The 13224-nt window shown below is 53.0% G+C and carries 13 protein-coding genes; 3 read left to right on the top strand and 10 right to left on the bottom strand.

Going from position 1 to position 13224, the window contains the following annotated elements; translation table 11 throughout:
- Nucleotides 1-329: 329 nt before the first annotated feature.
- From EI290_RS19905 to EI290_RS19860, 10 genes are all read right to left on the bottom strand, one after another.
- Nucleotides 330-1556 carry a replication initiation protein gene (locus EI290_RS19905; protein WP_125433396.1) on the bottom strand — a complete coding sequence of 409 codons (1227 nt, stop codon included), beginning with the start codon at nucleotides 1554-1556 and terminating at the stop codon, nucleotides 330-332.
- 279 nt (nucleotides 1557-1835) lie between these two features.
- The gene (locus tag EI290_RS19900) at nucleotides 1836-2204 is read right to left on the bottom strand and encodes a hypothetical protein (RefSeq protein ID WP_125433395.1); all 369 of its coding nucleotides are present in this window, start codon (nucleotides 2202-2204) and stop codon (nucleotides 1836-1838) included.
- Nucleotides 2201-2962, bottom strand: coding sequence for a ParA family protein (locus EI290_RS19895; RefSeq protein ID WP_044019208.1), 762 nt, complete (start codon nucleotides 2960-2962; stop codon nucleotides 2201-2203). The genes EI290_RS19900 and EI290_RS19895 overlap by 4 nt, the downstream gene beginning before the upstream one ends.
- A gap of 249 nt (nucleotides 2963-3211) precedes the next feature.
- Nucleotides 3212-3913: a recombinase family protein gene (locus EI290_RS19890; protein WP_044019207.1), complete on the bottom strand. Its 702-nt coding sequence runs from the start codon at nucleotides 3911-3913 to the stop codon at nucleotides 3212-3214.
- Nucleotides 3914-3916: 3 nt separating this feature from the next.
- Nucleotides 3917-5875 (bottom strand): SIR2 family NAD-dependent protein deacylase, encoded by a 1959-nt coding sequence (locus tag EI290_RS19885; RefSeq protein WP_125433394.1) that lies wholly within the window; start codon nucleotides 5873-5875, stop codon nucleotides 3917-3919.
- 28 nt (nucleotides 5876-5903) lie between these two features.
- Nucleotides 5904-6107 carry a hypothetical protein gene (locus EI290_RS19880; protein ID WP_125433393.1) on the bottom strand — a complete coding sequence of 68 codons (204 nt, stop codon included), beginning with the start codon at nucleotides 6105-6107 and terminating at the stop codon, nucleotides 5904-5906.
- A gap of 986 nt (nucleotides 6108-7093) precedes the next feature.
- Nucleotides 7094-9244 carry a tyrosine-type recombinase/integrase gene (locus EI290_RS19875; protein ID WP_185817084.1) on the bottom strand — a complete coding sequence of 717 codons (2151 nt, stop codon included), beginning with the start codon at nucleotides 9242-9244 and terminating at the stop codon, nucleotides 7094-7096.
- A gap of 7 nt (nucleotides 9245-9251) precedes the next feature.
- Nucleotides 9252-10262, bottom strand: a complete 1011-nt coding sequence (locus tag EI290_RS19870; RefSeq protein WP_125433391.1) for a tyrosine-type recombinase/integrase — start codon at nucleotides 10260-10262, stop codon at nucleotides 9252-9254.
- Between the two features lie 380 nt (nucleotides 10263-10642).
- The gene (locus tag EI290_RS19865) at nucleotides 10643-10900 is read right to left on the bottom strand and encodes a helix-turn-helix domain-containing protein (RefSeq protein WP_125433390.1); all 258 of its coding nucleotides are present in this window, start codon (nucleotides 10898-10900) and stop codon (nucleotides 10643-10645) included.
- 90 nt (nucleotides 10901-10990) lie between these two features.
- Nucleotides 10991-11227 (bottom strand): helix-turn-helix domain-containing protein, encoded by a 237-nt coding sequence (locus tag EI290_RS19860; protein ID WP_125433389.1) that lies wholly within the window; start codon nucleotides 11225-11227, stop codon nucleotides 10991-10993.
- Nucleotides 11228-11369: 142 nt separating this feature from the next.
- On the opposite strand from EI290_RS19860, the gene EI290_RS19855 reads away from it, so the two are divergent.
- The 3 genes from EI290_RS19855 to EI290_RS19845 all read left to right on the top strand — a co-directional run bounded on the left by EI290_RS19855 (nucleotide 11370) and on the right by EI290_RS19845 (nucleotide 13155).
- Nucleotides 11370-11882 (top strand): hypothetical protein, encoded by a 513-nt coding sequence (locus tag EI290_RS19855; RefSeq protein WP_125433388.1) that lies wholly within the window; start codon nucleotides 11370-11372, stop codon nucleotides 11880-11882.
- Nucleotides 11883-12293: 411 nt separating this feature from the next.
- On the top strand, nucleotides 12294-12569 hold the full coding sequence (locus EI290_RS19850; RefSeq protein WP_125433387.1) for a hypothetical protein: 276 nt from the start codon (nucleotides 12294-12296) through the stop codon (nucleotides 12567-12569).
- 385 nt (nucleotides 12570-12954) lie between these two features.
- The gene (locus EI290_RS19845) at nucleotides 12955-13155 is read left to right on the top strand and encodes a hypothetical protein (RefSeq protein ID WP_125433386.1); all 201 of its coding nucleotides are present in this window, start codon (nucleotides 12955-12957) and stop codon (nucleotides 13153-13155) included.
- Nucleotides 13156-13224: the final 69 nt, after the last annotated feature.

Genomic DNA, 13224 nt, shown 5'->3' with positions numbered 1-13224 from the left:
CCGCCTGGCAGTCTGCGGACCCGCCGCCGGAATGCGGGCTGGAGCGATAACTACCTGACCCAACTACTAACCCGCGCCCGCCAAAACGACCGTGCAACTGCTCCTTAGATTTGATGCGTAAGCCCTGCTAAAGTAAATGGAAGCAGGGCACTTCGGAAGCATGATATTCTGCCCTAATGGCTACTAAGCGGCCATTCCTTGGGGAGGAAAGAGATAAACATGTCAGCCAGATGGTAGCTTTCCATCACAGTATGCTGTACTGGCCATTCATTAAGCCGGCTATAACTTGATTTTAACGGGCGCAAGCTAACGTAGCACTTTAGAATGCGTTACCGTTTCTCGTCATATTTGACCAGCCACTGTTCTCCATCTCGATCTTCTATTGTGAAGCCGTCACGTAGATATACTTGCTGCAGATGTTGCTCGAAAGTATCGGCTTGCTTCTGCCGTTGGGCGTAAGGCCCAGGGTTATCATATATTTTTCGCACCTCACTTAGACGGTAGGTTACTGCAGCGGCAGCGGAAGGCGCTTGAGTCAATGCCTTTTTTTTCGTTCCAGCGGCAGCTTTCGCTTGCTGATAATCCACCAACAGGTATTTCTCTATCAAGGCCTTGTAGATAGCGCCTGCGGGCTTCTTGATCTTGCCCTTACGGAACTGGTTGGTTACGATGCGTATTACGTAGGCAATGTAGTCTACTTCATACTCGCCGGCTTCCAGTTGTCGGTGGACTACTGCCAGGCTTCTTTCCCCGACGCCAATTTCTGCTAAAGTCCGAGCCCAAGCGGGCACTTCGGCCAAGGGCGATTTTGTAGGCATGACTTCTCCGTTATGAGGAGCAGCTAGCAGAAATTTCACCTCCGACACAACTTTGCCTTGTTTCTGCAGCTCGTACGTGAACGGCATATCCGTCTGTTGCATCTCGGTCTGGGCCTTGTCCAAAATGCGGGTGCGTAGATTGTTGAAGCGTGGGTACTCGCCTTCCTGTAGATCTAGTAAGAAACGGAGTTGGGCAATTGTGATGGTACGTTCCTTGAAGGTGGCATACTCTTTCAGCAGCCAGTAAATGCGGTAGGAGTAAAAGCTCTTCAGCTTATTAAGCTGCTCCAGTTGCGCGAGGGTGAAGTTGCCACTCTCCCGCAACTGCAGTAGATAAGGCATAATCAGGGGGTTAAACGAGGCAACCACCCCTCCCCTATCGCTCTCGTAAGCGGCCTTCGCCATTAAGGGGATGAATTCGAAGTCAGGCTTTTTGCTCCGCTTCCGAGTACCCTGCTGCGTGTCGATTAGCTTCTCGATATAAAGCCGTCGGGAGGTAATGTTATTGCACATTTGCTTTACCTCATCATACGCAGATCCCCCCGTGCGCTCGTGGATAATCTCGGCCATCGGTACGAAATGCTCCCGAAACTGCTCATCCCCGGGCTCGATACGCGTGAGTAAAGAGATGAAGAGTCGCATTTCCAGAGGTACAAAACTGAACCTTGCGTTGATGAGTGCATTGTGCTGGGCAACCGTTTTGTCAACAATCGGGATCAAGGGCGATTTTGTAGGCATAAGGAAGGCAGCAAGGCGGTTTTGTAGGCGTCAAAGGGCGATTTTGTAGGCGCTAATCGTCGATTTTGTAGGCATGAAAGGGCGATTTTGTAGGCTTATTCCATTCCATGATACATATAATCAGGCCGTTACGGCTCCTGTAATTACTAATATAGTATAGGTAATCAGCTAGCTTGTTTAGGGCGATTTTGTAGGCATGAAAAGACGGTCGCGGTAAAAGCAAAAAAAAGTAATAAGCGAAAATTTTTGCGGCGCTTTTTATGCTTTTTTATACTGTAACTATTTGAGTTTCTTGCCATTCAGTCGATACTGTTCGTCTTCTGGCAGCGGCCGATCAGCTCCTTCCATCGTGTCTAGAAAAGCACAAAGTGCTGAATCAACTGCTTTCTTCAGCACCAGTCGGTCCCAGTACTCACTTTGCTTTAAGCGAACGTAGGTGCTGCGTCGCAGAAAGCTGCTGAATTTCAACCATTCTTCTTCCGTCGAAGTGGAAGCAGTAGTTTCCGGTTCGGACGAAGCAGCAGGGGTTGGGGCTACCTGCGGTAAGATGCTCCGGTTTACCCCGTATAGGAGCGCGTCATTCGTTAGCGATGGCGCCGAGGCATCCAAGTCATCCCCAAAATTTGGTTTCTTGCTCTGCTTGCTCATACTCGGGCAATGATTTCTTGGGTAAGCGATTCGTAATCAGTGGCGCCATTGCTCTCGGGCGCCCACCGGTAGATGCTCTGCTTCTTTATCTGAGCTTCCGCCAGCGAAACGTTTTCACGAATAGTGGTTTCCATGAGCAGCTTGGCCTCAGAATACTTGGAGTCAATCAGGGCCACAATGTCATGATGAAGCTTTTTACGGTAGCGGCTACTGTACTTGGTAAAGAAAATACCTCCTATAGTCAGATTGGGGTTATAGAGGTCTTTCACCCGCTCGCAGGCTTGCATGAGCTTATTGAGCCCTTCGTACCCAAAGTATTCCGGTTGACACGGAATAAATACCGCGTTACAAGCTACCAGCGCCATGTACGTAAGGGCAGATAATGAAGGCGGGGTATCAATCAGACAGTAGTCATACTGGTCCTGCAGAGGTGCCAACCCCTTCCGCAGGATACTCTCGTAGCCTAATTGCTGGCCAACCATTTTTTCTAGATAGTCCAGATCCGGGGTAGCGGCCACTAAGTGCAAGTGTTCCTCTATCGCCAGGACAACGTCGGTCAACTGAGCTTTTTTCTCTAAAACCAATCCTAGATCCGGATAGCCTGCCGGCAAGCGGAAGGCAAGGGAAAGATTACGCTGGGCGTCGCAATCAATTAAGAGCACGCGGTAGCCGTCACGTGCCAAGGTTTGAGCCACGCTAAGCGTAGACGTAGTCTTTCCGACTCCCCCCTTGTGGTTAGCAAATACAATAATCTTCATGGTGCAGCACACGCTTGATCTGACAGCAATAATAAAGAATTAAAACTTCCTCGACTTCTGTCACCTGCCAAGCTTCCTGAGGAAGTTAAAGAAGTCTGACATGTTTAGCTTCTTAAAGAAGTCTAACATGTTTAGCAAGTCAAAGAAGTTAAAGAATCAAGTGTTCTTAGGCTTCTTAAAATTCCTCAAGAAGTTCAGGAAGTTAATATACTAGACTCAGTCGCTCACCAGATTAAATATTCATCTGTTTTACAGTGGGTTACTAACAGGACCGGGCTGACCTGTTGCTATTGTTGATGAATAACGAAAGAGCCGCTGAACCGTCATAGCAGCATATTTTTTTCCGGCGGCTGTACGAAACATGGCTGCGTTTAAATGCGCTGCGATTTGACGAAACGTCAATCCTTGGGCGCGTAGCAGAACCACGAGGCTGGTTGCCTGTTGATTCTGCGGCGTGCGCTGGCGCTGCTGCCGGCGAGCGGCAGCCCCTTTCAGCCGGGCTTCCTGCGTTAGGTTCTGGGGGCTGCCTAGCTGTTGGCCCCGCGCCTTCTTCGCCTGCAGCGCGTCCTTCGTGCGCTTGCTGATGGTTTCCCGCTCGTGCTGGGCTATCACGGCAAAGATGCCAACCGTGAGCGTATTGGCATCGGGCATGTCGCAGGCAAGAAAGTCGACTCCGGAATCACGCAACGCGAAGATGAAGCCAGCGTTGCGGCTCAGGCGATCCAACTTGGCGATGAGCAACGTGGCGCCTTGCTGCTTGGCAGCCGCCAGTGCGGCCTTGAGCTGGGGCCGGTTGTTCTTCTTGCCGGACTCTACCTCGATGAACTCCTGCAGCAGTCGCCCTCCGGCTGGCACATAGGATTGCACCAGGTACTGCTGTGATTCCAGGCCGAGGCCACTGGCGCCCTGGCGGGCCGTGCTTACCCGGTAGTAGGCAATGTAGGTACGCATGGCTTACTCCGATTCGTCACCATGTAAAGTCTCCATCTCGATCTTATCTAGGCGCTGAATTGGTTCGGGCTTGCCTGCTTCCACGACGCTAGTGGCTTGCTCAGGTCCGTACAGCGTATGTAATTCACGAGTGGCACTGGTAATGCGGTAAGCGGTCTTGTCCTTGCCTCTTCGCTTATACCGTGCCTGCTTTAGCACATGCGCTGCCTCGTACTCGATGCGGAGCTTCCAGCCCAGCAGCGTATAAGTCGTATCTAGCTGCTGGTGGACAACAACATCCTGGTCCTGAGATTCAGGGAGTTTAGAAGGATCTTCTACCACAGCATCGACGTACCCTTTAAACGCCTTGGATACCCGCGTTTTCATCTGCAGGATATAGCTCAGTTCCGCCGCTGTGTCTATGTCGTCGCCTGTGAGCTTGAACCGTCGAAATCGGATGTTGAACCCCTTCTCCACTACCTGAAGGGTCTGCATGTTCCTCTCTAAGCTTTCTCCTTGTTTGATAAAAGGAAGGCCCCGAGGTGTTTCCTCCTTGCTCCAGATACGCTCTCCATCTTCATACAAAGCGATTCCTTCCCCCCTGCCTAATGACTGTAGAATTCTGGCATGTAGCAGGCCACTATCAACTGAATCAGTATAGCGATGCCGACGAGAAACTGTAGCCGAGTACTTAAAGCCTTTCGCGTGAATGTTCTTCTTGGGTACACGGATCTGAACCTTGTGCAGATCCGTGTACACCAAAAAGTCTACCTGCTCAGGGCTGGAGTAGATGCGTAAGGTGGCATCGCGGATGCAGAGCCCTCCGGTAAACTCAATATCAACTGTTTTCTCAATGGTATGGGAGCGTACAAACACCAATGAGCCCATTTCCAAGCCCAGGTTTACGCCCCCTACCCGCCATTCAAAATCAACCAGTTGGGAAGGACCTATATGATACGCCAGGCCCGACAACCCTTGTTGAAATTGAGTAAGCGATGCGCGCCCGTCCTCGCGAACGGTTAGGGTCACTTGCCCCGCTACCTCTCCCTGTACTCCAGTAAGCTGCGAGATATGATACCCGTTCTCGCTAGTCTTAATCGTTGGGTTAAGCCCGAGATTACGCAGGAACTGCGTCGTTGGCCCCAGTTCAATCCCTCCCTTTTTTAAGGCGGGTACCGCAGTATCCTTCAGGTCCTGCAGCAGGTCGGCAATTAACTGTTCCCCGGTAGATTGAATGTAGGTGACGTTGTGGCGCTTGAGCCAGTCGATGCGGAGCTGACTCAAATTGGGGGAAACTAGGTAGGCCCCGCGCATATTGCCTTTTACCGCATCCAGGATGCGCTCAAATAAGACCAGTACATTCGGGTCTTCCAGGCCGTAGCCAACGAAGAGCAGAGTTTTACTCGCCATAAGCGCCTGGATGGCACCCCACAGCAGGTGGTCGGCCTTGGAGTAAAATGCCCGGTAGTCTTCCTCCGTAATCAGCAGACGGTTCAAGTCCTCCAGGCTGCCATGCACCTTATACAGAGTAGGTTTATTTGGTTCCTGATACGGTATCTGCTCACCGTTGGTAACAATGTGAAGTTTATCCTGGCCGTACGCCTGCTCAAAGAGCGAGTCGTAGTTCGTAGTAACGATATGCTCGAAGAAAGGAATGGTAGCCACCTGCTGATGAGTCTTTAGTGACTTGGGCCGCGCAGAATATACGGCCTTTACCTCTTTGCGCAACTCGTGCAGGCGCCCGTTAAACAGGTTGACGAACAGACTGGCAAAAGCAGGTAGCGGCATGTTAGGATAACCGTCTGCATCCAGCGAGGGGGCATACTCCCGGGCCTGCTGCTGCTGGGCTTTGCTGAGCGTATCAAACAGGTGACGTACCAAGCCGCCGCCCATGGGGTAGCCGGCATACTTTGAAAACCCGGCTCCAGCCCACAGGACAACCTCCCGGTTGCGTATAGTCTTAAATAAGGTTTCCTGATCCATACATACTGGGGGTGTTTGGGGATAGGTGTTATTTCTGGTTGTTGTCGTGCACTAGAAGGGCGACCTCGCCGACTACCTGGGCCGGGTGGTTGGGATAAGCGTTCAGTTCAGGATTAAGAATGTAGAGGGCATTTACCCACTGATTAATAGAACCGCTCTCCTTGGCCTGGGTGCGCACCTGCTGGGCAATGTTCTGCTGCATGGCAGCGGAATACTCGCGAAAGTGTTTCATGGGGTAGTTTACGTGCTGGTAGGTGAAGGTAGCGGGTTTGTAACAGATCACAAACGGGCGTTTGTGGTTCGTTACAAGAAGCTTCCGTTGAGTGGACTCGAGTAGACCGAGCCAATTACCAGAGTATTTTTCTAGTGCTGCGCGATGAGCTCATCCACCACTACGGCTTGTTGCGTTGCGTCTCAGTGCACCCGCCCAACTGCTACTCTCGCCGAAGAGAAACGGCTCGTGCTGTACGGCCCCTCTTTGCCGCTGTCAAGTCATCCTCCTCAACGCGCCGTCATCGGCAGGCATAGGAAAATAATCGTGACCGGAAATAGCCTGGTTCTGAAAGGGTACCCCATCCTGCTTTCGCTGCTACTGCTGGGCGCCTGCCAATCAGAGAGTGTCAACAAGTTTGCCATCAAGGCCGAAGTGCTTATAGCGGCTGAGGGAATGACTTTGATAAATGCGGACAGCTTTCCTTACAAGAAAGCCACGCTGATGTTGCGCCAACAAGGTCACACGGCCGGGTACTTAGCCGTCGTGTTAAGTGAACTTGAAGCTCGAACGTGGCCGACTCAAGGAGCTACTTTGCTAGGGAAAAACGTAAGATGAATTACCTATCCCAATAGACAAGGTGCCGTCTGCGTAGCTTACAGAAAATCTAAATGGCCCCTATATGGCGCGCACCCTACCTCTGCTCAACGGGGTCCAGCGCCGCACGCTTGACTCTCCACCTTCCTTCGCAGCTCGTGCTGTCCACACGCTCTAAAAAGGTGGAAACCAATCTCTGTCCTACCGAAAGTCAACGAATAAGCCCCGCCGACTGAGGCCGGCGGGGCTTTTTTAGTCAAACTTCTAACGCAGTACTATACAAACGGTCTATCAGAAAGAATGGGTTCAACCATATCCGTTGCGCACGGCCATCTATACGTACGCTGGGTACATTGAGCACATCACTTCTAGTGTTCAGAAGGCTTCTGCTGGCAGTTTAGTTGAAGAGCCTATGCTTCCGGGTCGGGTGGTAAGTGCGCGAGTTGTTGTTGCAGGGCATGCATGCCTTGCTGAATGGCGTGCCGCCCAGCGGCTGAGAGCGTGGGAACGGCGGCCAGTTGCTCAAGGGTCGTTAGCGACTCCAAGATGCGGGCGCGGGACAGGGGGGCAGCGGGCGGATCGGCTTGGCCGGCTGGAAATTTTGGCGTCGCATATTTTGCTTGCTGGTTGATGTGCGCGTTGGCTTGCAGGAATGCGTCGATGATCCGTTTATCGGGAACGTCGATGTAATGCAGCGTGGTTCGCATCGACTTGTGGTTCATCCATTTCATTATATCCAATACGCTCATTTTACCGCTGTTATACAGGCTTGTAATTAGCGTCGTGCGAGCCCGGTGGCTGGTAATCGGGCCATGCGCATCATGCGTGGGAATGCCCGCCTTGCGGCAGAGTAAGGGAATCAAGCAGTGATTAAGGTACGTGCGCCCGATGGTGCCGCCCCGCCGCGTAAACAAAAAGTCGGTTAGCTCCCCGGTTTTCGGGTCCGGCTGGGCTGGGGTGGCCGGCCGCACATGCTGCCACGCAAGCACCGCGTCGCCCACTGCTTGCGGAACTGGTTTCTCAAAGGCTCGTCCGGACTTGTGCCTCGGTACGCGCAGGTAACAGGCCCCAAGCACCTCATCCTGGGGTAACCAAGCTGCGTAGCCGGTGACCTTGGGCTGGCGCCGCACGCAGCCCACCGCTAGTCGTCCGAGCTCATCGCTTCGCAGGCCGGTCAGCAGCCAGGTAATAGCGATGGCGCGTACCAGTTCGAACGGGTAATGGGCCCGGCGCTCGCCGGTGCTGCCGTCCGGGCGGGTTAAGGGCGCGTAGGCCAGGTCCTGGGCCGTCAGGGTTGCACTGGCCTCCCGCAATTTCATCCAAACGTGGTGTTCCAGGACGCGGGGCTTGATGTTGCATTGGTCCCGGATGGCGCGCGGCGTGGCCAGCAGGCGTTGCGGGCTGAACTGCACCGGAAGCCAGCCCCACTCCTGACAATCGGCAAAAAAGCGGCGCAGGCAGCTCAGCAGCTGGGCGCGGGAAGCCGGTTTCATTTCCCGGTCAGCGCGGCTATAGCGCCCGGCATGGGCCGGGTGCAACCACTGGCCCATGCGCATAGTTTTCACGGCCGCAACGAATTGCAAGGCAATGGGCGCTGTCCACTGCTCGGGCGTGGGTGCGCCGGGCTGAGAGGCCGACCACCGGGCAGCTTTGGCCGCGGCCGTTAGGACCAGGTTGCGCACGCTTTCGTTGCAGCTCTCCGTCGAGGCCCACCGCTGCAGAAGTGACAGCCAGGCCTCGGGCATGGAATCCTGCTCGCCTCGACGCCCGACTCGGAGGCGAGGACCGGGAGTTAAGGCCTCGGTCAGGATGCCCAGCCCGTGCAAGGCTTTGGAGAGTAGAATACAGGCGCGTCGCAGGTAGGGCAAGTCCGCCGCCAGATCGTGGACACGCTGCAGGACAGGAAGCGTGAGGTCGGTCAAATGGGGACTGCGGGCCAAAAGAAGCGCCTGGCTAAGGCAGGCGGCCAACACGGGGTTGCTACCGCTATTGGTCCAGCCGCCGCGCTGCAGCTCGGTCTGGACGGTGGCCAGCGCAGCCTGTAAGGCACCATGGTCTAACAGCTGGCGGGCGGCAACGGTCACGGGCTGACCGGGAGCAACGAGCGAATAGATGGGTATGCTTTTGAGCAGGTAGGCGCAGCACATCAGGTGTTCCCGGACCCGGGCCGGGGTGGCACCCAGCTGCCGCAGGCCGGGCGCGCGCGCTACCGAGCCCGCTTGTTTGGTTTTACCGATCAGGCTTACCCAAACTGCCTCATCCCAGGCCCATAGCGATGTGCCCCGGTGCTGCATCTGGCTTACCAGTACATCCAGGCAGGCGAGGACACTGGGCTCGCTGGCTTCCTCGTAACCGCAAAAGGCCAGGGCGCAGCGTACCGGCTCCAGTAAACGCGCCAGGTCGGGTCGCGTGCCCTGCCCCGGCGGCAGTGCACTGCCCGGCAGGGGCTGCGCCCGAACGCATTCAAGTAACGCATTCTTTTCGGGGACCAGCAGGGCGGGCTCTTGATTGAATTCCGCTAGGCGGGCGGCCCATAGTTCCAATCGGTGGGGAGTGTTCATACGGGCCTTAGCAAAGGGAGGAGTCCTGTTCATCATCCAGGGAGCGCAGGGCGTCAACTACTTTTTTGGCTATCTCAGGCGGGCGTATATGTAGGTAGCGCATCGTCGTTTGCGGATTCTTGTGGCCGGCAATTTTGGCGATCGCCAAGAGGTCAACCCCTGCCTCCGCCAAATGCGTAAGGCGTAAATGGCGCATGGTATGGGTTCTCAATTGAGGCAAGCCGCTGCGTAGCGCTACGGTGTGCACGATCTTGCTCCAGGACCAAATCGTGATGGGCCGGCCGGTATTGCGCCGGGACTCGGAGACAAAGAGGGGCTCGCGGGGATGGAGCGGGACCGGCCGAATGGCCAGGTAGGCGTCGTACACTAACTGTGTTTCCCGGGAGAAGGGCACGATGCGCTGCAGTTTGTTCTTAGTCGTTTCTCTGCGCACAGTTAGCAACAGGTTTGCGTGATCCAGGTCGCCCACTTGCAGCGAGCAGACTTCTTCCCGGCGTAATGCTCCATCGTAGGCCAGCTTCAGCATCAGCAGGTTGCGCAGGGAAGTTCGTTGCATGCGAGCGGTAATCGCTGCCCACTCCTGTGCATCAGGTATCCAGGCTTCGCATTCCTCCGCCTCATTAGCTCCGGAGCTGTAATAGGGATGAGAGCCGTGGGGGCTGGTGCTTTTGCGAAGCGGGATAGTGGTTCGCTCACCAGAATCCACCAAATATGAATAGTACAGCTTAAGTACCATCAGGTGTTGACGAATGGTGGATTTGGACAGGCCCGTTCGGGTGACATGACCTTTTCGCCAGGTCTTTTTGCCCAGGCTGTTCTGGTACAGCGCGGTGTGCTCCCGCGTTGCAAGCAGGTGGTCCACTGGGTGTTCCTGGCAATGGCGTAAGAAGTCACTTAGTACACGAGCGTATTTGAGTACCGTGTTCTTGACTAATCCTTCATTGGTAACGATTTGCAGCCAACAAGCAACAGTGGGGTGATCTGCGAGCGCAGGAAAGCGAGCATACAACTCTTCCATAAAAAGCGATTTGTGAAGGATTGAACAGACCGCAAAGGTATTAATGCAATATAATCATTTCAAAGTGCAATCATTTCTAATTGCACCGAATTCAGATAGATTACACGGATCAAGTAGTATATGTATATTAATAATACAATTTATAAATTCTGGATAGGGTATTATTTTTTAATAATTTTATTGGATTAGCATAGCTAAAAAGAGTTTTTGAGCTGATTTAGAGCAAAAAAGAACATGCGGTATAATGTAAAGAAGAGTAAGCCTATTTACTCATGAATGCACAATACTTGATAAAGTTACAAATGGTATTTTGCCGCTTTTTGGTCAAATTTTGTCTTGGATGAAAGCCAGGCCAGTTCTAGCTTGTGCTGGAGTTGTAACTACACTGCCTTCTGCTTACTACTCTGTTGACTTAGGTGTAATTCAACTCGCCGCAGCAGCGTGGATGGCTTCTCGTTCAGAGCCTGGGCCAAGTTGAATAGCGTTACTAGAGAAGGAGCCTGCTTACCGTTTTCTAAATGTGAAATATAGGTGCGATTCAAACTGCTGGCATAAGCCAGCTCTTCCTGGGACATACTTAGCTGTTTTCGTGACTGCTGGAGTACTTGGCCGAAAATCTCTGCTATCTCGTCACTCATTTTTTGGTAGCATAAAATAGGGTGAGCTGTACGCCGGACTTGCCAGAAACTGCAACAGGAATGCAAAGCTTAGCGGCAGTAAGCCACCGATCAGGTAGTGGAGGAAAAGTCGAATAACTCCCTCACGTCTATCTGCAAAGTGCGCGCTAAGACGAAGACAGTACTTAAGCTTGTGTTAATGACACCCCGCTCAATCCGACCGATTTGACTGAATTCTATCTCCGCAGCTGCTGCTAAGCTTTCTTGGGTGAACCCCTTAGCCGTCCGCAAGTGGCGCAAGCGAAGCCCAAACTGCTGCAGGCCGTGTTGATCCCGGAGGTATTTCACCCCGCAAAAGAGGCGGCTAAAGCCAGAAAATGTTAGGGCAAATTTGCCCTATTTAAATATTGAGCTACCTTAGTGCCCGGCTTCTACAGGTTGTTTACTTGCTATTGCTTGCATACCTACCTGCTTTCCCTATTACCAGACGTTGCTCTCCACTTTATATAGATCAAGGTTGCTGCCGGTGCTTTCCATACCGAAAATCCACCTTCTTCACTTTGCCACTGCCCCCTTCATGGAAAGCGTACGAAAAATTAGAATCGTTATTGAGGCGGAACTGCGCGAGCGGGTTCCAACCATGCCTTCTTCGTCTGCGACAGATCTTGACCCACTAGAGTATAGCTATGAGCAGGCACTCTTTAGTGCCTTGCGGGCCGATCCTGAGCGCTATGCCGCGTTTATCAAGATACGCGCCATTACTAGCCTGGAAATCCTTGGGTTGCACAACGAGATTTCTAAATTAGCTCAAATCCGGGATAGCTATACGGCCAGTATAAAAACCTTGGAAAGTCTGCTCCCAAGTCTTCCCCAGCCAGCGCAGCAATATCTACAAGAGGCGTTAACGAAGGGGTGGATTATGGATGATGCGGATAGCATATATAACACGATGCAAATTGAGCCGCTAAGTTTGGCAATCGAGTATCCAACCGATCGTTCATAACGAAGTACTACACGCACTATAGGGTTCTACTACCCTACCTAAGTGTTCTGACTGTTCGTACAAGACGCTGCTCTTTACCCTGCTGGTAGGATATGCTGGGTGTAAGCTGGCACCCAAAATTCGTATTGACCCGTTACGTATTCATTGCGTTAGAAGGTAGGTGTGACGGCACCCACTTCTTTAAACCCTGGAGCCCCCAGCCTCCGGGGTTTATTCGTTTATAAGCAACCGAGTTGGCGGGTGGATACCGTGCGTTATCCTTAAGACACATATAACAGCCCCCCTTTTTAGGCCAGAAACGCGTTTTCAGCAGGTAATTTGCCCGGCCAATCGATTCTTTTTTTTGCTCCTGATTTGGAAGTCTAAAGCGAATAGCCGTCTTTTTTCGACACCAACTTTTCCATTCCAGCCATGAGCAACACCTTACTTGAACAAGTCAAAGCCCTGCACCGCCACTACAATCAGGTCGCTGAAACGCAAGTGGGTATGCCCTCCAAACGCCCCCGGACGCACGACAACTACGCGGCCCAGGAACAGCGCGTGATTGATGAGGCTTTTGAAGTGTCACGGGTGGCCCGGAGCCTGCCTACTGCTGGCACCGAATACGAGGCGCAAGTAGAAAACATCATCGACGGCTGCCGGCAGATTCAATCCAACCCGTATTTGCGGCTTGGCGGCATCGTGTAAATTCAGCCTGCTAGGCCACGTCTGGTTGCTGCTGGTCAGGATGGGGACGCAGTGGCCACTGCGTCCCCATCCTGACCAGCAGTTCCAGCAGTTTAGTCCCAGTTCCTGAGCCACGCTACGCTGAAATTGCTCGTGACTCCGGCTGCTGGGCTTCCAGCAAGCGCTTAGCGAGCAGTTGGCGCATACTCATAAGCGGACAGAAAATTCCTTGGATCTGGACACCAGAAAAAAAGTTTGTGATAATTCTGCATATCCACTCCTTGTAGTATAAAGGGAATAAGACGGCTAAAACGCTCTGCGGCTAAAATGCTTGTTTTTAGAGTATTGCAGTCGCTATCTATGCACAACAAAGTTTATTCCACCGGCTTTTAACCATCATCTGACCATGCAACAACCCACGAGCCCTGAACGCCAGGAAGCCTACTACAAATGGCTCGCCCAGCAGGAAAAAGAAGAAAACGAGGAACGATTCCGGCAGATCAATGAAGGGGACGACCTGGGCGAGGAAACAATTGAATCCATTCTCGGTGACCTATACCCCAACCGGGAACCGGATGAGGAAATCGAAATCGACGACTACGAGTAGTCAGCTGGTGCTTGAGCAGCACCGGCACGAAAAACGCCCGAGGCAAATATGGCCTCGGGCGTTTCATTG

The sequence above is a fragment of the Hymenobacter metallilatus genome (assembly GCF_003944705.1).
GTDB lineage: Bacteria > Bacteroidota > Bacteroidia > Cytophagales > Hymenobacteraceae > Hymenobacter > Hymenobacter metallilatus.
Note: the sequence above shows the minus strand (reverse complement) of the source record. Positions and strands in the feature narration are given on the sequence as shown.

What these genes read in the sequence shown, in the direction of transcription:
- EI290_RS19905 (WP_125433396.1), bottom strand. Translation starts at nt 1,556, where the DNA reads ATGCCTACAAAATCGCCCTTGATCCCGATTGTTGACAAAACGGTTGCC.
- EI290_RS19900 (WP_125433395.1), bottom strand. Translation starts at nt 2,204, where the DNA reads ATGAGCAAGCAGAGCAAGAAACCAAATTTTGGGGATGACTTGGATGCC.
- EI290_RS19895 (WP_044019208.1), bottom strand. Translation starts at nt 2,962, where the DNA reads ATGAAGATTATTGTATTTGCTAACCACAAGGGGGGAGTCGGAAAGACT.
- EI290_RS19890 (WP_044019207.1), bottom strand. Translation starts at nt 3,913, where the DNA reads ATGCGTACCTACATTGCCTACTACCGGGTAAGCACGGCCCGCCAGGGC.
- EI290_RS19885 (WP_125433394.1), bottom strand. Translation starts at nt 5,875, where the DNA reads ATGGATCAGGAAACCTTATTTAAGACTATACGCAACCGGGAGGTTGTC.
- EI290_RS19880 (WP_125433393.1), bottom strand. Translation starts at nt 6,107, where the DNA reads ATGAAACACTTTCGCGAGTATTCCGCTGCCATGCAGCAGAACATTGCC.
- EI290_RS19875 (WP_185817084.1), bottom strand. Translation starts at nt 9,244, where the DNA reads ATGAACACTCCCCACCGATTGGAACTATGGGCCGCCCGCCTAGCGGAA.
- EI290_RS19870 (WP_125433391.1), bottom strand. Translation starts at nt 10,262, where the DNA reads ATGGAAGAGTTGTATGCTCGCTTTCCTGCGCTCGCAGATCACCCCACT.
- EI290_RS19865 (WP_125433390.1), bottom strand. Translation starts at nt 10,900, where the DNA reads ATGAGTGACGAGATAGCAGAGATTTTCGGCCAAGTACTCCAGCAGTCA.
- EI290_RS19850 (WP_125433387.1), top strand. Translation starts at nt 12,294, where the DNA reads ATGAGCAACACCTTACTTGAACAAGTCAAAGCCCTGCACCGCCACTAC.
- EI290_RS19845 (WP_125433386.1), top strand. Translation starts at nt 12,955, where the DNA reads ATGCAACAACCCACGAGCCCTGAACGCCAGGAAGCCTACTACAAATGG.